Annotated in this window: 16 protein-coding genes; 8 read left to right on the plus strand and 8 right to left on the minus strand. The window is 44.4% G+C overall.

Features of this window, described 5'->3' with window-relative positions; all coding sequences use genetic code 11:
• Positions 1-197: 197 nt before the first annotated feature.
• The gene (locus JMX50_RS12575; RefSeq protein WP_265088601.1) at positions 198-1,166 is read right to left on the minus strand and encodes a c-type cytochrome; all 969 of its coding nucleotides are present in this window, start codon (positions 1,164-1,166) and stop codon (positions 198-200) included.
• The gene (locus JMX50_RS12580) at positions 1,166-2,542 is read right to left on the minus strand and encodes a cytochrome c (protein WP_227671065.1); all 1,377 of its coding nucleotides are present in this window, start codon (positions 2,540-2,542) and stop codon (positions 1,166-1,168) included. The genes JMX50_RS12575 and JMX50_RS12580 overlap by 1 nt, the downstream gene beginning before the upstream one ends.
• Positions 2,543-2,789: 247 nt before the next feature.
• Between JMX50_RS12580 and JMX50_RS12585 the strand changes: the two genes are divergently transcribed.
• Both JMX50_RS12585 and JMX50_RS12590 read left to right on the plus strand, forming a co-directional pair.
• A complete protein-coding gene (locus tag JMX50_RS12585; RefSeq protein WP_201629906.1) occupies positions 2,790-5,021 on the plus strand; it encodes a PhnD/SsuA/transferrin family substrate-binding protein in 2,232 nt (743 codons plus the stop codon).
• Between the two features lie 89 nt (positions 5,022-5,110).
• Complete coding sequence (locus JMX50_RS12590; protein WP_201629908.1) at positions 5,111-5,785, plus strand: response regulator transcription factor; 675 nt, start codon at positions 5,111-5,113, stop codon at positions 5,783-5,785.
• Between the two features lie 81 nt (positions 5,786-5,866).
• On the opposite strand, the gene JMX50_RS12595 is transcribed toward JMX50_RS12590, so the two are convergent.
• From JMX50_RS12595 to JMX50_RS12610, 4 genes are all read right to left on the minus strand, one after another.
• Positions 5,867-6,661, minus strand: coding sequence for an ABC transporter ATP-binding protein (locus JMX50_RS12595; RefSeq protein ID WP_183620875.1), 795 nt, complete (start codon positions 6,659-6,661; stop codon positions 5,867-5,869).
• Positions 6,662-6,692: 31 nt separating this feature from the next.
• Complete coding sequence (locus tag JMX50_RS12600) at positions 6,693-7,592, minus strand: ABC transporter permease (RefSeq protein ID WP_183620874.1); 900 nt, start codon at positions 7,590-7,592, stop codon at positions 6,693-6,695.
• Between the two features lie 364 nt (positions 7,593-7,956).
• The gene (locus tag JMX50_RS12605; RefSeq protein WP_201625707.1) at positions 7,957-8,985 is read right to left on the minus strand and encodes an ABC transporter substrate-binding protein; all 1,029 of its coding nucleotides are present in this window, start codon (positions 8,983-8,985) and stop codon (positions 7,957-7,959) included.
• A 122-nt stretch (positions 8,986-9,107) separates the two neighbouring features.
• Entirely contained in the window at positions 9,108-10,157 is a 1,050-nt protein-coding gene (locus JMX50_RS12610; protein WP_201629942.1) for an ABC transporter substrate-binding protein, read from the minus strand.
• 507 nt (positions 10,158-10,664) lie between these two features.
• Between JMX50_RS12610 and JMX50_RS12615 the strand changes: the two genes are divergently transcribed.
• The gene (locus tag JMX50_RS12615; RefSeq protein ID WP_087815041.1) at positions 10,665-11,048 is read left to right on the plus strand and encodes a hypothetical protein; all 384 of its coding nucleotides are present in this window, start codon (positions 10,665-10,667) and stop codon (positions 11,046-11,048) included.
• Between the two features lie 99 nt (positions 11,049-11,147).
• Here JMX50_RS12615 and metG read toward each other — a convergent pair whose 3' ends face one another.
• On the minus strand, positions 11,148-13,271 hold the full coding sequence (gene metG, locus JMX50_RS12620; protein ID WP_201629909.1) for a methionine--tRNA ligase: 2,124 nt from the start codon (positions 13,269-13,271) through the stop codon (positions 11,148-11,150).
• Between the two features lie 387 nt (positions 13,272-13,658).
• Positions 13,659-15,074: a GntP family permease gene (locus tag JMX50_RS12625; protein ID WP_201629915.1), complete on the minus strand. Its 1,416-nt coding sequence runs from the start codon at positions 15,072-15,074 to the stop codon at positions 13,659-13,661.
• A 332-nt stretch (positions 15,075-15,406) separates the two neighbouring features.
• Between JMX50_RS12625 and JMX50_RS12630 the strand changes: the two genes are divergently transcribed.
• From JMX50_RS12630 to apbC, 5 genes are all read left to right on the plus strand, one after another.
• Complete coding sequence (locus tag JMX50_RS12630) at positions 15,407-16,120, plus strand: CoA transferase subunit A (protein ID WP_201629916.1); 714 nt, start codon at positions 15,407-15,409, stop codon at positions 16,118-16,120.
• A gap of 78 nt (positions 16,121-16,198) precedes the next feature.
• The gene (locus tag JMX50_RS12635) at positions 16,199-16,828 is read left to right on the plus strand and encodes a CoA transferase subunit B (protein ID WP_201629917.1); all 630 of its coding nucleotides are present in this window, start codon (positions 16,199-16,201) and stop codon (positions 16,826-16,828) included.
• A 65-nt stretch (positions 16,829-16,893) separates the two neighbouring features.
• Positions 16,894-17,694 carry a 3-hydroxybutyrate dehydrogenase gene (locus tag JMX50_RS12640; RefSeq protein ID WP_201629918.1) on the plus strand — a complete coding sequence of 267 codons (801 nt, stop codon included), beginning with the start codon at positions 16,894-16,896 and terminating at the stop codon, positions 17,692-17,694.
• A gap of 172 nt (positions 17,695-17,866) precedes the next feature.
• Positions 17,867-19,216, plus strand: coding sequence for a magnesium transporter (gene mgtE / locus JMX50_RS12645; RefSeq protein WP_201629920.1), 1,350 nt, complete (start codon positions 17,867-17,869; stop codon positions 19,214-19,216).
• 273 nt (positions 19,217-19,489) lie between these two features.
• Positions 19,490-20,710, plus strand: coding sequence for an iron-sulfur cluster carrier protein ApbC (gene apbC / locus JMX50_RS12650; protein ID WP_201564761.1), 1,221 nt, complete (start codon positions 19,490-19,492; stop codon positions 20,708-20,710).
• Positions 20,711-20,738: the final 28 nt, after the last annotated feature.

The raw sequence follows: 20,738 nt of genomic DNA on the forward strand, positions 1-20,738 counted from the left end.
ACTTCTCACTTGTGGCAAGTCCGGTATGTCCTTGCCGATAGTATGCGATGACTTTTATCTTAAAGTCTAGGTCGTAATGCATAAAAATACCCCATAAGTTGTGTCCAACTTATGGGGTTCAGTTCAAGCAATGAATGCGTTTGAGGTTTTTTTATTTCATAAATCAGCATGACTGACGTGTTGTCAGGCTAGCGCATTTAATAACGGGCATCTTTAGGTTTGTTACCGTTTGGCCAGTCATTTACTTTACCAGCAAAGTCGGGACGCGGTTGATGGGTGAAAAATTCAGCGACATCGATAGCGTCTTGATCACTCAGCACGTTACCATGACCCCATAAGCCTTTGGTCTGAATGCCCATTGGCATATTGTATTTAACAAAAGCCGCGGCTTTATAAGTACGCGCCAACCCAGCGCCAATGTTAAAGGATTCATCGCCCCATAATGGCGGGAAGACAATATCGCCGCGACTGTCTTTCATGCCTTCGCCGTTATCACCATGACAAGTCGCGCATTGTACTTGGTAGATTTTTTCACCGCGTACAGGATTGCCAACCAAAGATTCATCCACTTTACCAGCGTTTTGGATATCGACCTTTTGTTCTTTCGGCGTATTTTGTGACAGCCATTTCATATAGGCCAACATTGCCAACATTTCAGGTGATTCAGGTTTTAAAGGTTTGCCATTCATCGAACGCTGGAAGCAGCCATTAATGCGCTTGGTTAAATCAACTTCTTTACCAGCACGTGGCATTACGCGCGGGTAGAAATTATAACTGTTGATGTAGGGGTCGCCAAGCGGGATTTTACCTTGCGAGATATGGCAACTATTACAGTTCATTTGCGCGCCAACGTGCTCGGGCAATAAACGCTTGGTTTCGTTTAATAAGCGTTTGCCATAAAAGATTTCATCAGCGTTTGGCTCATCCAAGATAGAGGTATCTTGCGGCAGCACATAAGTACCAACATCTTCGTTGGCATCATCAGCAGTAACTAAGCCATATTTAGGGGCATTTTGCTCGATAGGCTCTGGCTGTGAGCAACCGCTACTGATAGCGGCGATACTAACCACTGAGGCAGTCAGAACAGCGGTGGTCAGTTTGCTCATTTTCATTTTCTGAGAGATAACGCTAACAATAGCAGGCAGGTTGTGTGGAGAGTTTTTCATTATTTTGCTCCTTTTGTTTGCGCATCAATACTTAAGTCTGGGGCGATATCGGTACTGGTTTTTGGTTTTTTGGCGAGGAAAGCGCGCATTTTTACCACATCATCGACACCAATTTCAGGCGCTTGGTTGGTCCAGCTATTACGTACATAGTTGACCACTTCTGCCACATCGGCATCACTTAGGTTAGTGAATTCAGGCATGGTAAAGGCCATGCGGTCGTGCGGAGTTTCTGGCATGCGACCACCGCTCAAGGTGATTTGTAGTACCGAGTCGGCATTTTTCGCATATACCGCACTATTGCCATCAAGGGCTGGGAAGATACGCGCCACGCCTTTACCATCGGCACGGTGACAAACTTGGCAATACTCGGCGTACAAGATTGAGCCTCGCGAATCATAGTTGCCATCAAGCAGTTTTTGCGTGGTAATGTCTTTTTTCGCCGGCAAGGTTTTTTCTTTATTTGGCGCGGGCGTTAAAGTCTTTAGATAAGATGACATGGCGTTGATATCATAGTCTGTCATATATTGCGTGCTGTGCTCGACCACTTCGGCCATGGCGCCAAAAGCAGCCGTGGTATCAGTGCGACCGGTTTTAAAGAAGTCATTCAATTCTGCGACCGTCCACGTACCCAAACCGCGATGTTCACCGCGAATACTTTTGGCGCGCCAGCCATCGATGACCGCACCGCTCAAATATTCTTCTGAGTCGGCATTATTTAAAGCGATTTCTTGGAAGCCAATACCGCGGCCAGTATGGCAAGAGCCGCAGTGTCCAGGACCTTCAACTAAGTATTGTCCACGAGCCAACACTGCATCATCACTTTCAGCGACAAACTCACGTTTTGGGTCAAACATTGCTTGCCAGTATGCTAAGGGCCAGCGCCAATTGGTCACCGGTGGTAGCTCGCTTTTTAGATTGGCTTGCTTGACGGGTTTGACGTCTGACATAAAAAAGGCGTACATCGCGGCCAAATCTTCATCTGGCATAAGCTGATAAGAAGGATAGGGCATCGCAGGGTAAAGGGCTTTATTATCACGACGCACGCCATGCTTGACGGCATTTTTAAAGTCAGTAAAAGTATACTGACCAATACCGGTTTCTTTATCAGGGGTAATGTTGGTTGAATAAATGGCGCCCAATGGGGTGAGCATTGGTAAGCCACCGGCATAAGTCTCGCCATCTAACGTGGTATGACAAGCAACACAGTCAGCGGTACGCGCGACGTATTCCCCTTGTTTAATAAGTGCAGGGTCGGTGATATTGACCTCGATGTCACTGCTACTCGTGCGCATATTAGGCAGTATTTGCCCAATGATAAACGCTAAAATCAGCCCGACAATGGCTGCCATAATAATGATTAATGGCCACTTTTTCATAAGCCTGCCCTCCATAAAAATAGTCTATAAAAATATTACTGCGCTTACTGTCGCTATCTATGTTGTAAGGCTTATTGGTAATGCCTGATTTTTATATTCGATAGCAATCATTAAGCTCAGCCAATTAAAAGATACAATCTTGCTATGTAGTATAGAATATGGCGTAATATGCTGATATTGTGGAAAACCACATTAATCATATGGTTTTAATAAATTTTACAAACTTGGACGTCTTAAGTCGCAAATAATGCCTATAAATACCTTTGATTTTTTATCGAAAATTGCGCTTAGAACCATAACCTTGAGGGCGTTGAAAGTGTGGAAAGCGTTGCAAGCGTTGATAGCGTTGATGGCATTAAATGCTTGCTTGGTTATGTCGATGGCAAACGCCCAAACGTATTATTTAGGCGTGCTGGCGCCGCAAGGCGAAACAGTTGCGCAAGAACGCTGGCAACCTTGGCTCAATCAGCTTAACGAGCAGCTACAAGAGGACACAGTGGTCTTGGTGCCGCTGGCATTAGAGAATTGGCAGCAGGAAATTGAGGCGCAGCAATTTGCCTTAGTGCTTGGACCACAAGTGCAACTGATTAAAATGAATACCACCCATTGGCGCTGGCTTGCGACCTTGCAAGCCGATACGGCGCCAGCTAAATTGACTGCGCCTGCTGATATCAATGGTAAAAACTTTAATGAAAAAGGTTTTAATGAAAAAGGTTTTAACACCAAAACCGCTGATAAGCAGTTTTCCGCAACGGTTAATCTAGCCAATGAATTTAATAAGCTCAGTCAGGGTAGTCCGTTAAAAGAACCTAGCGCCATGGAAGAAGTGGCCAGTGCACTTTGGGTAAAGGCGGACAGCGGCATTTATCAGCTGCAAGATTTGCAGCAGCGTAAAATTGCTGCCGTCGATGCCGAGGCTTTTGGTGGTTATCTATTGGTCGCGCATTTATTACAACAAAACGGCGTGCCGTCCAACCGTTATCAGACCCAGTTCGTCGGTTATCCTATTGAGCGCACGTTAAATGCACTAGCGAATGGCAGCGTAGATGCAGCAATAGCGCCACTTTGCTTGATGGAAGAGATGGCACGGCAAGGGAAAGTTAGTGAGAAACAATACCGTCTTATTCACCCTGTTGCGACCGCTTCTAGCTGTCAATCTTCAACGCCGATATATCCAAATTGGACATTGGCGGCGACAGAGCAAGCGCCAAATGCTTTGGTGCGACAGATTAATCAAAATCTATTTGGTACAAGTCAATCAGAGCAGGAGTTGTTAGGAATAAATCAGGGCTGGCTACCACCCGAATCGAGTAGTAATGCTGAGCGTATCCTCTATGATATGAACCGTCATCCCGCCCAAAAGCAGCTGGGCGCGCATATGATTGAATGGGTAAAGGCGCATCGATTGTGGATGGCGGTTATTGTTTTAATTATTCTCATATCAACAGTAAATTATGCGTGGATGAGTTGGCTGGCATGGCGACGGCGGCAAAAAATAACCCTACAAAATCGATTGATTCGTGATTATGACCAGCAGCTACGTCAATCAGAACGCTTCGCTGTCATCGGTGAGATGAGTGGATCAATCGCCCATGAAATCAATCAGCCGCTGGCGACCATTCAAAATTATGCCCAAGGATTACTGATTCGCAGTCAAAGCAGTCAAAGCAGTCAAGAATGGACAGGGTTGGATAACAACTCAGTAAATGGTTTGACTGCGGTAGAAAAGTCGCTAACTGATAAACAAGCGACAGAAACTGCGCTGCAGCAAATTGTCAATGAAACTGAACGGGTTGCGGCTGTTATCAGTAATATTCGGCGCTGGGCAGGGCGCTCACAGCCGGATGAAGTGAGGGTGGATATCGCCACTACTTATGAGCAGTGTATATTGCTATTGGGTGAGAAGGCTTCAGCCATGAGTTTTTGGCTAACGAGCGACTATCCATCGTTGCAGTTGCCAAATCTAGTTCTTGACCAATTATTAATTAACAGCATGGTAAACGCCGAGCAGCAAGGGGCGACACAGATAATGTTACGTTGTCAGGCAGAAGATTATAATGGCAAATCCTATATAGTATTGCATATGACCGATGATGCAGGCGGTTTTGATGAGGCGCAGTTGCTTGACCATAAACCGTTAGCTGGTAATAAGCAGCTAGTCGAGAGTAAATCACAGCAGCGTCTACCCAATCATTACGCCACCAAATCAACTAAAGAGAATGGTTTAGGCTTGGGTCTGATGATATGTCAGCGCTTGTGCAAATCACTTGGCGGTATGATGCGACTTAGTAATATAGAAGTGCAGCAGGAGCTTAATTGCATACAAGCGTTAGACGGTTATCAGCAACGCTTTAAGCGTAACTTAAATGGTAAAGTGCGCTTGATTAATACTGAAAACACTTACACGCCAGCAAACAAGATTGGTGCGCAAGTGTCTTTTTATCTGCCGCTGCATTTGGCTGATAATGCTGAGAAATAAAGCAATCAAAAGAGAAAGTAAGCATAAGAGAGTTATAAACAACCAAGCGCTTACAAATTTTACAAATTCATTTAGTCATAAGGTTGCGTATGAATGCTCAGCATCATCTCAATAAGCACTTAAAATACTTAGATTCTCAAACAGCTGGTAATGGTTCAGCTGCTATTATTAGCGAACCTCTACTGATTCATATCATCGACGATGAAGAAAGCGTGCGTACATCCTGTGATTTTCTGATTAGCAGCTTAGGATTACCGACCCAAGTATGGTCAAGTGCTCTGATATTTTTACAGCAAGTCGATATCTATCGCCCAGCAGTGGTGGTCAGTGATCTAATGATGCCAGAAATGAGCGGTCAGGCACTACAAGCTTATCTTAATAAACATGACAGTCCGATAGGGTTTATTGCGTTAACTGGCAAGGGTGAGATTGCTGATGCCGTTAATATGCTCAAACAAGGCGCGGCTGATTATCTCGAAAAACCGATTAATAGTCACCGTTTACAAGAAGCGCTTGTGCGTGCGCAAGCCTTAACACTCAAGCGTGCTCAGCTTTATAATATTAAAAATCTTTATGCGCAGCTGACTGAGAAAGAAAAGCAGGTCGCTAATGAGTTACTGCAAGGCAATCTGAATAAAAATATCGCCGAGCATTTAGATATATCGGTCCGCACGGTAGAGGTACATCGCTCACAGGTGATGAAAAAAATGCAAGCGCAGCATGTCAGTGAGTTGATTCAAAAATTGGTCATGCTTGATTCTTAATAACTAAAACAGTCATAAAAAAACGCCTGCTATTAAACAGGCGTTTTATTTTTTTAAATTCAAAATATTTTGCTAAATGATTTAGCTTAATATCAAGCTGTCATCTTCGACTTTTTCACCGCGGGTCTGCTCAAACATATCGAGTAAGTCATGCACATTCATGCCTTTACGAATATCGCCTGCGACATCGAGCACCACTTGTCCTTGATGTAGCATCACGGTACGCGTGCCATGGGCTAATGCCTGCTGCATCGAATGGGTGACCATCATCGTGGTAAGCTGATTGTCCGTGACGATTTTGTCCGTTAATTCTAAAACAAAAGCCGCAGTCTTAGGGTCAAGGGCAGCCGTATGCTCATCAAGCAGTAGAATCTTAGATGGCTGCAATGATGCCATCAGCAGGCTAACTGCTTGACGTTGACCACCAGATAACAGGCCCATACGGTCGGTTAAACGATTTTCTAGACCCAATTTTAATACTGACAGTTTCTCGCGAAATAAGTCACGGTTATTTTGGTTTAGCGCAAAGCTTAAACCACGTTTGCCGCCGCGCTTATAGGCAAGCGCCATGTTTTCTTCGATGGTTAGCGCCTCACAAGTTCCCGCCATCGGGTCTTGGAAGACACGAGCGACCCAATGAGCACGTTGGTGCGCGGTTTTTTTGGTGACATCGATGCCATTTAACAAGATTGAACCGCTATCGACGCGCGTGGTGCCACTGACCGCATTTAAAAAGGTCGATTTACCCGCGCCATTGGTACCGATAACAGTCACAAACTCGCCATCAGCGATATTCAGATTGATACCGCGTAGGGCAGGGTTTTCAATGGGCGTTCCAGGATTAAAGGTCAACCGCAAATCTGTAGCTTGCATCATAATAATTATTCCTTATGGTTGCACATTGACATTAAGCCCGAACTTTACGACTTAAAAATTTATTTTTAGCTTTGGGCAATACCAAGGCCAATACCACGAGCAGCGCTGTAATCAAGTTTAAATCCTGCGGACCAAAACCAATACTACGTAGCGTATCGCTCGATAGGGCAACCTGAATAAACAGCTTGTACAATACCGCACCGACGACCACGGCAAAGGTAATCAGCCAAATCCGCTTGGCCGGAATAATAGTCTCACCGATGATAACCGCTGCCAAACCAATGACAATCGTACCGATACCGATCGAGATATCTGCGCCACCTTGCGTCTGCACAAATAGCGCACCCGCTAGAGCAATCAAACCGTTGGAAATCGCCATACCAATGATGGTCATCCACGAGGTGTTGATACCTTGAGCCTGTGCCATACGTAGGTTTGAGCCGGTCGCACGCATCGATAAACCCGTCTCGGTACTATAAAACCAGTTTAAAAATAACATGGCCAGTAGCACGACAACACCAATAATTAAGCAGCGCATCCAGTAACCATTGCCATCATGGACCAAGGTACTAAAGACCGTGGTTTCACCCAATAGTGGCAAGTTTGGCGCACCCATAATCCGTAGATTGACAGAATATAAGGCAACCATCACAAGGATACTGGCAAGCAGCTGCAAAATGCCCAGTTTGACGTGTAGCCATGCGGTGACAATACCGGCAACTGACCCTGCTAGCATACCAAAGGCACAAGCAAGCCAAGGATTGATACCGGCAATGATAGAAATACCAGCGACGGCGCCACCCAACGGAAAGCTACCGTCAGCGGTCAAATCTGGAAAGTCGAGGGTACGAAATGAGATTAGGACGCCAAGCGCCACTAGGCCATAAATCAGACCACTTTCAAGCGCACCAAAAAAAGCAATTAAAGACATAAGAGATCAGTAAGTCATAACCACGCGTTTAGCAAATAACATTCTAGTGATTCATAGGATAAGTGAGCGCTATATAGCGGCGCTATTTTATTTATAAATGAATCTATATATAAATCTATACATGAGTTTTAGCTAAACGACGAAGCGGTGAATTTAACAGATTGGGTTATCTGCAGCTAGGGTAAAACAAGACTTGTCATTATTACGCATAATCATAAATCTTGCTCATTTAAAGCCTTTAAAAAACAAGCCCAGCCTACTGACTGATAGTTGGGTTTTGTCTGCGCTAAATAAATAGCGGTATCGCCCATAGACGATAATTGATAAAAATTACCGTCTATCGGTGCGATACCAGAAGTCGCAGTTATTCTACCACTACTTTTGCTTTATCGATAACGGCTTGTGGCAAAGTAATGCCTTCGGCTTTCGCATTTTTTGGACTGACATATAAATCAAGCGATTGCGGGGTATAAACAGGGATAGCACCGGCTTTTTCACCGTTTAAAATACGCGTAACGATTTTACCAGTTTCGCGGCCCAAATCGTAATAGTTTACCCCTAAAGCCGCAACGGCACCGCGCTCAACAGAGCTGGTATCAGAGGCAATTAGTGGAATCTTGCTTTCTTTAGCGATTTGGTACAGTGACTCATACGCTGAAACGACGTTATTATCGGTTGAGGTATAAATCATATCCACTTTACCCTCAAGGCTACGGGCAGCCATCGCGATATCGTTACTACGCTGAGCGGGCGCTTCGTGTACGTTGATACCTAGTGGCGTTAGGTTATCTTTTAATGCTTTTAAAACGATGGTTGAGTTCACTTCGCCTGGGCTATAAACATAGCCGACGTTTTTTAAGCTTGGGATAATTTGACGCATCAAATCGATTTGCGGCGCATAAGGCAGGGCATCCGAAGCACCCGTGACGTTGGTGCCAGAGCCATCAAGTTTGGGCACCAGTTTGGCTGCTACAGGGTCAGTCACTGCTGAGAATACCATGGGAATGGTGCTGGTAGAGGCAGCCACAGACTGAGCTGATGGTGTTGCAATGGCAACGATGACGTCTGGTGCATCAGCGACGAATTGCTTAGCAATCTGACCGGCGGTAGCGGTATTACCTTGGGCGCTTTGGAAGTTGATGGTTAAATTCTCACCTTCTTTAAAGCCGGCATCATTTAATTCATCGATAACGCCTTTACGTACGTCATCGAGTGCTGGATGCTCAACGATGGCGGTAATAGCGACCGTTTTCATGGCAGCTTTGGCATCGCCACCTGTTGCAGCGCCGTCAGTGGTGTTGGCATCTTGTGCTGGTTGGTTACAGCCGGTCAAGATAGCGGTGCAAACACCGCCCCATAATAAAGCTTTTGCAAAACGATTTTGATACAACATGGGTCTGACTCCTGAAAATAATAATGTGTCCGTACATTATATAAAAGATAAATAAAAGGTAGCGCTGACTGCTTGTTAATCACGGTCTTTCTATTCAATGCTCACTGCTGTTTTGCCAGCGATTACTTACTGGTTTTTTGTGCTTCTTTATCGACATTGATGGCGTTTTTAAGTAAATCTGCTGATAGGCTGGTACCTTGTTCAGCGGCGTGTTTCGGGCTCACATATAACGTTAAAGTATTCATCACTTGTGGTGCGATATCTTTGGTAGCTTCACCATTTAATACCCGATAAACCATTTTGCCCGTAGTACGACCAAAATCATAGTCATTAACCCCAAGTGCCGCAGTCGCACCGCGTCTGACGCTAAATTCATCTGAGGCAATAACTGGGATATCAAGCTCGTTAGCTGCACTGGCCATGGCTTCAAAAGCCGAGACCACGTTGTTATCCAATGAGGTATAAATAACCTCTACTTTGCCTGCAAGACTACGAGTCGCCATCGCAACGTCAGTAGGGCGATTAGCAGTTACGCCCAATATCTTAAGCCCACGTGCTGGTGCCGCTTTTTCAAGTTGCTTAAGGACCACCACAGAGTTGGCTTCACCTGGGCTATAAACATAACCAATGGTTTTTACATTGGGGACAATTTTTTGAATATTGTCTAATTGTGGCTCGATAGGTAATTCGCTCGACAGACCGGTCACGTTGGTTTGGATAGGCACATCATTTTCGTCAATCAGCTTCGCTGCTACAGGGTCTGAGATGGCGGTATAAATAACGGGAACGGTTTTGGTCGACGCCACGATTGATTGGGCAGAAGGTGTTGAGATGGCGACGATAGCATCTGGATTGTCACCAGCGAATTGCTTAGCAATTTGCCCTGCGGTTGCAGTATTACCTTGCGCGCTTTGAAAGTTAACTTTTAGGTTTTGACCTTCTACATAACCATTTTCAGCCAACTCATCAATGATGCCACGGCGCATCTCGTCTAAAGAAGGATGCTCGACAATCTGAGTGATGGCTAGGGTTTTGGCAGGCTTATCGTTAGTTGCGCTGTCATCAGCAGTGGCCGCAGGGTCAGTAGCATTATTAGAGCAGGCGGTTAATCCAAGCGCAGCGCTAATAGCAGCGCCGCACAGGCTAAGGCGTAAAGTAGTGGCAAAGGTCATTTTATTTTGGCTCATAGGTTAAAAGGTGCAGGTTACCCGAGTCAATGTTATGTGCATGCTGAGATAACGGGCTAACATTAAGGTAATCAATCCATTGATCATTACGTCCATATTATGACAGTAATGTAACTTATGGCAATAAGAAAATAAAACGCGTTTGTCATTAGCTTTATAAAGGAGGATTTAAATCAATTTTTGTTAGATAAATAATTTTGTTATCAGGTTCTTTATGTATAGTTACCAATGAATTTTGGGCAATAAAAAAGATGCCACGAAAGCATCTTTTTATTCGGTAAAATTACAATCAAAAAGCTTACAAGCTAGCAACGCATCTATTACGAAGGCACTTCATAATTAACATAAGCTAGTTTTTATATGAGAATTATAGTGAGTCCAAAATTCACATTACTATAAAATTCACATTACTATTATGCTGACTTGGTGAATGTACAACCCACTCTAATATCTACTTAATATTTTTCAAACGAATATTTTAAGGGTAACATTATGAACACTTCTAATCTTAAACTATTAACCATCGCTGGCATTACTGCTACCTCATTGATTTGCTTACCTGCTACGGCAAAAGATGGAAATGGAAATGGAAATGCCAAGGGCAAAGCTGTTTATATCAATAAAGGTTATAACCATCATAGCAACGCCCAACCTAATATCAACGCTTATCGCAATGCTAGCCCTAATGCCTCATTCAAACGTGATCTTGATCAATACGGTTACAGAGTAGTCGGCAAGATTGATAGGAATATTTATGATCGTTCGGTAATTTTAGACCGTTATGATGACCGCTACGTTCGTATTCGCACGCCAGAAAATAAAATTGTGACGGTTATTAATGATACGTTGCAGATTATTGATATTTTAACTAGATAAACAGCAAGCTTACTTTCTATTGTTTTTCACATAAGAACAAAAAAACGGTCTATGGCGACCGTTTTTTTTGTTCTTTAATTATTACTTGATTTAACGTTTTTAAGCAAGCACATCGCCAATCACGCAGTTGTCCGGTAAAGTAACCACCGTTAACTGTGTTTTTGGATTGCCCGTTGATAGCACCATCCCTTCTGAGATGCCAAATTTCATCTTACGCGGCGCAAGATTGGTGACGCAAATCACCTTTTTATCCAGTAATTGCTCAGGCTCATAAAACTTACGGATACCGCTAAAGACATTACGCGGTTTGTCTTCGCCAACGTCTAGGGTAAATTGTAAAAGCTTATCCGCGCCTTCGACATAATTACAGGCTAAAACATGCGCCACTTTCATCTCAACTTTGGCAAAGTCTTCGATACCGATATAGTCAGATTGTTCAGCATTTGTATCAGTATCAGCCTTTTCTGCTGGCTGAGTGTTTACTGCCGCTGTTTTATTATCTGAATTATTATCGCTGCTAGTAGTAGGGGCTTCTGCTTGCGCTAACGAGGCCTTTGAGTCTTCAACCATTGCCGCAACGTCTTTTTCTTCGATACGCTGCATTAAAGGTTTGAATTTATTGATTTTATGACCAAGCAACCACTCATTACGGCTAGCAAAGTTTAAATCATCAATATTTAAGAACTCCTTAGCATTGGCCGTCAGCTCAGGTAATACTGGCGCCAGATAAACCATCAATTGGCGGAAGATATTAATCGCCACCGAGCAGACGTCTTGCACTTCTTGCTCAGACCCTTCTTGCTTGGCTAGCGACCAAGGTTTTTTCTCGTCGATATATTCATTGGCTTTATCTGCACACTGCATGATTAAGCGCATCGCACGTGAGAACTCACGATTCTCATAAGCGGCGGCAATTTCATCACCAGTTTTGGTAATATCTTCTAATAATTCTGATTCTACGCAAATCTCAGACAGCATACCGTCGTATTTCTTCACGATAAAACCGGCACTGCGACTGGCGATATTGACCACTTTACCCACCAAGTCAGAGTTGACCTTTTGCATAAAGTCTTCTAAATCAAGGTTGATGTCCTCAACTTTGTCAGACAGCTTACTAGCGAAATAATAACGCAAGTATTCAGGATGTAAGTGTTCCGCGTAAGTTTCGGCTTTGATAAAGGTGCCGCGTGACTTACTCATTTTTTCGCCATTGACCATCAAGAAACCATGGGCAAAGACACCAGTCGGCGTACGGAATTCACTACCGGCAAGCATCGCTGGCCAAAATAGCGCATGGAAGTAAACGATGTCTTTACCGATGAAATGATAAACCTCGGTTTTATGCTCGTTTTCTTGCATCCAATAACGGTCAAAATCAAGCGCTTGCTCTGTACCTTCGCGCTTGTCACATAGATTTTTAAAGCTTGCCATGTAACCGACTGGCGCATCTAGCCACACATAAAAGTACTTGTCTGGCTCATCGCTTGGCGTATCTGGAATTTGAAAACCAAAATAAGGCGCATCACGCGAGATATCCCAGCTGGTCAAGCCAGCGTCAAACCATTCTTGCAGTTTATTGGCGACCGACGTTTGCAAGCGATTTTCGCTACGGGTCCAATCTTTTAAGAACTGCTCAAACTCTGGTAAGTCAAAGAAATAATGCTTAGAAGTTTTAAGTACTGGCGTCGCATTTGATAACGTTGAATGCGGATTGATAAGGTCGGTCGCATCATAGGTGGTACCGCACACTTCACAATTATCGCCATATTGGTCAAGCGCGCCGCATTCAGGGCACTCTCCTTTGACAAAACGATCGGCTAAAAACAGCTGTTTTTCAGGATCAAAAAGCTGTTTCACATCCTTTGTGCTGATATGTCCGGCGCTATTAAGGCGGCGATAAATCAGCTCAGAGAATTCTCGATTCTCTTCTGAATGCGTTGAATGATAATTATCAAAGTTAATCAAAAATTTGGCAAAATCTGCTTCATGTGAGGCTTTTACCGAGGCGATTTGCTCTTCTGGCGTGACGCCATTGGCTTCAGCTTTGAGCATAATGGCGGTGCCATGAGCGTCATCGGCGCAGACATAGGTGACTTGATGGCCCTGTGCTTTCATCGCACGTACCCAAATGTCGGTTTGAATATACTCTACAAGATGCCCCAAATGGATATAGCCATTGGCGTAGGGCAGCGCACTGGTTACTAGAATCTCACGCACTTTCATCACCTATATTTTTATATAAACGGGTTGGTTATCAAACGTCTCAAGCGCTTTATGACGAGCAGGCGCGATATGATTAATATTAAATCATCAATGCTAAAAACGTCTAAAAACTTACAAAAAAGAGAAAAATTAAAAAAGTGTGCCTATGATACCGTAATTCAGCCAATTTTGTGACATTCCTCAGTAATTAATCCATTAACCAACATAGTCATTGGCTCTGTTATGCCGATAAGTTTCTATGCATTTATTAAGTATCAAAAATCTATTTTATTTAAAGAGGATCGTCATAAAGTGGCGATAAAAAACCCACTAAGCAATTTGCCAAGTGGGTTTATAAAAGATGCACTTTTTGCGAGTTAAAGTCTGTTTTCAACTGCCGACTCTCTTTTAAAATGAGCCAAACATCGTCCCTAAAATAATAACGGCGACCACCGCAATAAGTGGAATCACCATCGTCACCATGGCAACGTTTAGATAAGACTGTTTATGGGTCAAACCACAAATCGCCAGTAAGGTGATGACCGCACCACTATGAGGTAGCGTATCTAAACCACCGGCTGCCATCACAGCAACACGGTGCATCAGCTCTGGGTCAATACCGGCGGCCACCGCCATCCTTAAATAGTCCTCACCAAGCGTCGATAGGGCAATACTCAAACCACCAGACGATGAGCCCGTAATACCAGCCAGCGTGGTCATCGCCACTGCTTCTGAAATCAAAGGATTATCAGGATTTAGGTTTAAGATGCTATCACGAATGATAAGGAAGCCTGCTAGCGAGGCGATAACCGCACCGTAACCCACTTCTGAGGCGGTGTTAAAAATCGGCAACATCGAATCATAAGTACCACGGTTAATGGTTTTTTGGAGGTTGTTCCAATGGCCAATACGCAGCACAATGAGTACGGTACAAGCAACCACCAATGAGATGATAATCGACCAAAGACCAAGTGAGCCTGCGATATTTAAGTCCGGAAATTGAGTTTGTAAGGTGCTAAAGTCGAGCGACGGGAAAATAGCATAAGTTAATAAAGCGTTTAGGGCGATGACCAGCACCAGCGGAATCATAGCAACGGTAAACGAGGTGTGATGCGTACTTAGGGTCTCAGATGCTGGTTTTGCCGCACCAACGCCACCGACATCCTCTTCATCATGCTGACCGTAGCCTTCACCTACTGCATTGGCTTTTCTAGCACGAGATTGCAACCATAACCAACCACAAATAAACATGATGCTACCGCCAATAAGACCCAAGATAGGCGCGGCAAAGACGTTGGTATTATAATAAGGAATCGGAATGGCATTCTGAATGGCGGGCGTGCCGGGCAATGCTGTCATGGTAAAGGTAAACGAACCTAACGCAATCGCTGCCGGAATCAAGCGCTTAGGAATATCAGCGGCTTTAAACAAGTCTTTGGCGATTGGATAGATGGCAAAGGCCACCACAAATAACGACACGCCGCCATAGGTTAAGATGGCGCAAACTAAGATGACCGCTAAAATGGCTTTACTGGCACCGAGCTTTTCGACCACGGTATTGGCAATCGCTGTCGCCGCGCCAGAGTCTGCCATCAAACGCCCAAATAGCGCGCCCAATAAGAAAATAGGGAAGAACTTCAGTAAGAATCCACTTAACGCCCCCATAAACACATCGGTATAGGCGGGGATACTGCTTAAAAAATCACCTGAAAGTAATACGGCTAATATCGCCATAATCGGTGCTAAAATCAGCACTGAGTAACCGCGATAAGCAAAAAACATCAATAGTAATAAAGTGATGACAATAGCAAATGTACTCATCATGATCCGCCCTCCTTGGCAAAGTTCAAGCATCGAGTATGCAGCGCATATTGACATGGGTCAATAAAATTAATCAAAATATGCAGTATTTAATATTTTATTAAACATAAATCTAGACTGCTGTCATAGTGAATGAGGATGTCTTAAATGACGGCGCTGGCGCGTAAGTTCTTACCGTTATTCTCTTCTCGCTAACACAATAATATGGTAACTTAGCATTACAGCCGTATCTAATATATCGATAGATAATGTATTGCTATAAATCTATAAATGAAAGTAAATCATTATTGATGATGACTGTTAATAACAAAAACTCGACTTGCAAGGAGATAAGCATGAGTCGCTCAAAAGTATATAGTAGTGCCGAAGAGGCGCTAAAAGGTGTGGTAAGTGATGGACAAACACTTGCTATCGGCGGTTTTGGTCTGTGTGGTATTCCTGAGGCGCTCATCGAAGCGTTACGTGATAGCGGCGTCAAAGATTTGACCTGTATCAGTAATAATGCCGGCGTCGATGAGTTCGGTTTAGGTTTGCTATTACAAACCCGTCAAATTAAAAAAATGATTTCATCGTATGTCGGTGAAAATAAAGAGTTTGAGCGTCAATACTTGGCAGGTGAGTTAGAAGTTGAATTAACACCGCAAGGAACTTTGGCAGAAAAATTACGTTCAGGTGGTGCTGGTATTCCAGCGTTTTATACGGCGACGGGCGTCGGTACACAAGTGGCTGAAGGCAAAGAGACGCGTGATTTTGATGGCCGTACTTATGTGCTTGAGCATTCATTACGTGCGGATGTGGCATTAATCAAAGCGCAAAAAGCAGATAAAGCGGGTAATTTAATCTTTAATAAGACGGCGCGTAACTTTAATCCAGATTGCGCCATGGCAGGCAAAATTACCATCGTCGAAGTCGAAGAAATCGTAGAAACTGGTACCTTTGATCCTGATGAAGTGCATCTACCAGGTATCTTTGTGCAGCGTATCGTCTTAAACAGCAATCCTGAAAAGCGTATTGAAAAAACCACCATTAAAGCCGTTGAAAGCGCTTAAGTTATTCGATAATTTTATAAAAATATTTTTAAATGATTATATTAATAATAAAGCAGTGTAAAAAATAAGGAAGTTACCATGGCATGGACAAGAGAGCAGATGGCACAGCGTGCCGCAAAAGAATTACAAGACGGCTATTATGTAAACTTGGGTATTGGACTACCAACCCTAGTCGCCAACTATATCCCTGAAGATGTGGATGTTTGGCTACAGTCTGAAAATGGTTTGCTAGGTATTGGCGAGTTTCCAACGGCAGAGAATGTCGATGCAGATTTGATTAATGCGGGCAAACAAACCGTAACCGCAGAACCGGGCGCCAGTTATTTTAGTAGTTCAGAGTCGTTTGCGATGATTCGTGGTGGCCATGTCAATCTGGCAATATTGGGCGCGATGGAAGTGTCAGAAAAAGGCGATTTGGCCAACTGGATGATTCCCAAAAAAATGGTTAAAGGCATGGGCGGCGCGATGGACTTGGTCGCAGGCGTGCAACGGGTGATTGTGCTGATGGAGCAAGTTAATAAACATGGCGAGCCAAAAATACTTGCCAATTGCGAGTTGCCATTAACGGGTAAAGGCGTGGTCGACCGTATTATCACCGAACTTGCCGTATTAGACGTCACTGACAATGGTCTAAAATTGGTTGAGTTGGCAGAAGGTGTTAGCTTTGCTGAGCTACAAGAAAAAACGCCAGTGACCATTGCTCAATAAGCTTGTTGCATAAATATGTCTAGCATAGACATCCAAAAAACCTATTTAATAATGGATTATAAAATATGGCGACCACATTACAACAAGATTTGACCGGCAAGGTAGCATTGGTCACAGGCGCTGCAAGTGGCATTGGACGCGATATCGCTGAGACTTATGCTAAGGCAGGCGCTGCAGTTGGTATTGCCGATATTAATCTTGCAGCTGCACAGCAAACGGTCGATGCTATCGAAGCTACTGGCGGACGCGCACTGGCAATTGAAATGGATGTCACATCAGAGGATGCGGTAAACGCTGGCGTGCAGCTATTAGTTGATACCTTTGGTGCTATTGATATTCTTGTCTCTAATGCTGGTATTCAAATCATTGACCCGATTCATAAAATGGCGTTTGATGATTGGAAAAAAATGCTTGCTATTCATTTAGATGGGGCGTTTTTAACCACCAAAGCGGCTGTACAGCACATGTATAAAGCTGACAAAGGCGGTACGGTCATTTATATGGGCTCGGTACATTCGCATGAAGCGTCATTATTTAAAGCACCGTATGTGACCGCCAAGCACGGTTTGCTTGGACTGTGCCGTGTGTTGGCAAAAGAAGGCGCTGAGCACAATGTACGCGCGCATGTGATTTGCCCGGGGTTTGTCAAAACACCATTGGTCGAAAAACAAATTCCGCAACAAGCGGCTGAAAAAGGCATCAGTGAAGCATCTGTGGTGAATGACATTATGCTGGTTAATACCGTCGACAAAGAATTCACCACCGTTGATGATATTGCTCAATTGGCATTATTTTTAGCAGCATTCCCAAGTAATGTATTCACTGGTCAGTCTATCGTTGCCAGTCATGGCTGGTTTATGAATTAACGGCGCGGTTAATGGATAGGTTTGCGGGCTGTTTGATTGGTTTAAAAATCATTAGCTTGCTAATAAAACACCAATCCATTAGGATTTGATTTTATGTTAACTTGAGCCAATTATATTGGCTCTTTTTTATGAGCGCCTGTTGCATAATTTCGCGCTGCACGGAGTAAAAATAATGAATAATGAAGACTTAGCGGTGACCCTTGCTGCAAAACTAAGCCGTGCTATCGAGCAGCAGCAGTTTGAGCAAGCAATTGATGAGGTGCAAGCATTACGTCCGATTGATATTGCTGATGTGCTGGCACTGATTGAACCCAAACTTGCGTGGCAACTGCTTGAGGTTTTGCCCAATCGCTCGACGATATTTGCCTATTTAAACGCCGATATTCAGGTTGCGATGGCTCTTGAGTTTCCGCGTGCAAGCCTAGCAAAGATAGTCGGGGAGATGCCATCTGATGAGCGCACCGACTTATATAAGCACCTAAATCAGGAACAGCGAGATGCGTTACTGCCCGCACTTGCACAGGCAAAACGTGAAGATATTCGCCGACTGTCTGCCTATGAAGAGCGCACGGCTGGCGCGTTGATGACATCTGACTATGCGACGTTAGCGGCCGAGATGACGGTTGCTGAAGCGCTGGATGCTCTTAGGTTAGAAGCACCTGATGCTGAAACCATTTATCATGCTTATGTGATTGATGATGCGCGTAAACTGCTAGGCGTGGTGTCATTAAGGGTATTGATTTTAGCGTCGCCTGAGCAACTGATTAATGACATTATGGTGCGCTCGGTCATATCTTCTGATGTAAACGACGATCAAGAAGACGTTGCTAAAACCGTCGCGCGCTATGACTTGATTGCCTTGCCAATTACTGATGCCAGCGGCGCGTTAGTCGGTATCGTCACTCACGATGATGCGATGGACGTTGCTAGCGATGAGGCCACCGATGACTTTCATAAGTCGGGTGGTGTCTCGACCATGGTCGGCAGATTAAAAGACGTCAGTATCAGGGTTTTATATCGTAAGCGTGTGTTTTGGCTAGTGTTTTTAGTCTTTGGTAATCTGCTCTCAGGGCTTAGTATCTCAAACTTTGAAGATGTGATTGCCGCCAATTTGGTATTGGTGTTTTTCTTACCGCTACTGGTTGATAGTGGTGGTAACGCCGGTTCTCAGTCCGCAACCTTGATGGTACGTGCGCTAGCCACTGGCGATGTGGTCATGCGTGACTGGTTTTCATTGCTGGGTCGTGAAGCATTGGTTGCGCTCATGCTTGGGGCGACGATGGCGGTAGCTATATCAGTTATCGGTTATGTGCGCGGGGATGCGGTTGTATCGCTAGTGCTGGCGCTGAGTATGATGTCGGTGGTCATGATTGGCTGTGTGATTGGCATGAGTTTACCGTTTGTGCTTAACAAACTAGGCTTTGACCCTGCTACTGCCAGTGCGCCTTTGATTACCTCGGTATGTGATGCGTCAGGCGTGCTGATTTATCTGTTTATTGCTTCAAAATTCTTAGCCATTTAATTTCTTCATTAGCTAATAAAGGTAATAAAGAAATAACAATCATTGGCACCAGTCATTAATAACAATCATTGAAAATAGATGGCAGGATAGATGAATTTTACAAAGCATCATCCTATTGGCGTTGTGGTTTTTTTATCCTTGTAATTGAGCTACACTGTCACGATAAAAGGTTTGGCTAGGAAGCTCATGGGCAGTATGATTTAGCCTGTTTATCACAGTATGAATTGAGTTTTTTACCATGCCCACCCACTTGTATAGGCAGTAACGGTAGCTATGTTTAACTTTATGAAAAAAAATAAACCGACCCCAAAAACCGAAACCCCGCAGCAGCGGGCAGAACGTGACAGTGCCGTGGATAAGGTGCTGCTCGGCTATGAAGTAGGTACGCTTAGCATAGCCACCATGGTGCTGGGACTGGAGCGCAACGGTGAAGAGCTTACCTTAGACTTACGCCTGCCAGAAGACAGTAGCCCTGAAACTATTCAGCAAGAGCTTGGGCAACTGCTGCACCCGCATGGCATCAAAACCATTCATATGAATGTTCGGCTGTCGGCACCAGGTAAGGGTGCAGGCTCAACCTTACCAAAGCAAATGCCAAAGACCACGGATGCCATGGCAAATCAATCCAAGCCTAGCGCACAGTCTAATAGCGACAGTGAACCACCGATCACTAAAGCTGCGCCAACGCAAGCTTCATTGGCCGCGCATCCGCGTATTCGTCATATTATTGTCGTAGCTTCCGGTAAAGGCGGTGTTGGTAAATCAACCACCACCGTTAATATCGCTTTGGCATTACAAAAACTGGGCAACCGTGTTGGCGTCCTCGATGCTGATATTTATGGCCCTAGTATGCCAACGATGCTAGGCGTCGCCGATGTAAAGCCGCAACTGGAAAACGAGCAGTTTGTTCCGGTTGATGCGCATGGCATGGCGATGCTATCGATTGGCAGCTTGCTCGATGGTGATAACACCCCTGTCGCGTGGCGTGGGCCAAAAGCCACCGGTGCACTGATGCAGCTTTATAACCAAACCAACTGGCCACAATTAGATTACCTAGTGATTGATATGCCACCAGGTACGGGCGATATCCAATTGACGCTCGCACAGCGTATCCCCGTCACAGGTGCGGTGATTGTCACGACGCCGCAGCATATTGCATTGCTCGATGCGCAAAAGGGTATCGAGATGTTTAACAAGACCAATATTCCAGTGCTTGGCGTGGTTGAAAACATGGCGCTACATACCTGTAGCAACTGTAATCATACCGAAGCTATCTTTGGTACGGGTGGTGGCGAGTTTATCGCTGAGCAATATCAGGTGCCGCTATTAGGACAATTGCCATTAGCTAGCGGTATCCGTGCACAAGTGGATAAAGGGGAGCCGAGCGTGTTGGCTGATGATGAGTTTGCGCCGTATTATTTGAGTATTGCCAAAAATATCGAAGCCAATATTAGTAAATTTGCCAAGCCTGTTGATGATAAGCGTATTTTCTAATGGTTTTATAATGGCTCTTAATAGTGCT

The organism is Psychrobacter maritimus (genome assembly GCF_904846345.1).
GTDB lineage: Bacteria > Pseudomonadota > Gammaproteobacteria > Pseudomonadales > Moraxellaceae > Psychrobacter > Psychrobacter maritimus.

Coding starts and splice junctions, on each gene's coding strand:
- JMX50_RS12640 (WP_201629918.1), top strand. CDS start 16,894: ATGGCGACCACATTACAACAAGATTTGACCGGCAAGGTAGCATTGGTC.
- mgtE (WP_201629920.1), top strand. CDS start 17,867: ATGAATAATGAAGACTTAGCGGTGACCCTTGCTGCAAAACTAAGCCGT.
- JMX50_RS12580 (WP_227671065.1), bottom strand. CDS start 2,542: ATGAAAAAGTGGCCATTAATCATTATTATGGCAGCCATTGTCGGGCTG.
- JMX50_RS12635 (WP_201629917.1), top strand. CDS start 16,199: ATGGCATGGACAAGAGAGCAGATGGCACAGCGTGCCGCAAAAGAATTA.
- JMX50_RS12615 (WP_087815041.1), top strand. CDS start 10,665: ATGAACACTTCTAATCTTAAACTATTAACCATCGCTGGCATTACTGCT.
- JMX50_RS12590 (WP_201629908.1), top strand. CDS start 5,111: ATGAATGCTCAGCATCATCTCAATAAGCACTTAAAATACTTAGATTCT.
- JMX50_RS12630 (WP_201629916.1), top strand. CDS start 15,407: ATGAGTCGCTCAAAAGTATATAGTAGTGCCGAAGAGGCGCTAAAAGGT.
- metG (WP_201629909.1), bottom strand. CDS start 13,271: ATGAAAGTGCGTGAGATTCTAGTAACCAGTGCGCTGCCCTACGCCAAT.
- JMX50_RS12575 (WP_265088601.1), bottom strand. CDS start 1,166: ATGAAAAACTCTCCACACAACCTGCCTGCTATTGTTAGCGTTATCTCT.
- JMX50_RS12610 (WP_201629942.1), bottom strand. CDS start 10,157: ATGACCTTTGCCACTACTTTACGCCTTAGCCTGTGCGGCGCTGCTATT.
- JMX50_RS12585 (WP_201629906.1), top strand. CDS start 2,790: ATGCCTATAAATACCTTTGATTTTTTATCGAAAATTGCGCTTAGAACC.
- apbC (WP_201564761.1), top strand. CDS start 19,490: ATGTTTAACTTTATGAAAAAAAATAAACCGACCCCAAAAACCGAAACC.
- JMX50_RS12605 (WP_201625707.1), bottom strand. CDS start 8,985: ATGTTGTATCAAAATCGTTTTGCAAAAGCTTTATTATGGGGCGGTGTT.
- JMX50_RS12600 (WP_183620874.1), bottom strand. CDS start 7,592: ATGTCTTTAATTGCTTTTTTTGGTGCGCTTGAAAGTGGTCTGATTTAT.
- JMX50_RS12625 (WP_201629915.1), bottom strand. CDS start 15,074: ATGATGAGTACATTTGCTATTGTCATCACTTTATTACTATTGATGTTT.
- JMX50_RS12595 (WP_183620875.1), bottom strand. CDS start 6,661: ATGATGCAAGCTACAGATTTGCGGTTGACCTTTAATCCTGGAACGCCC.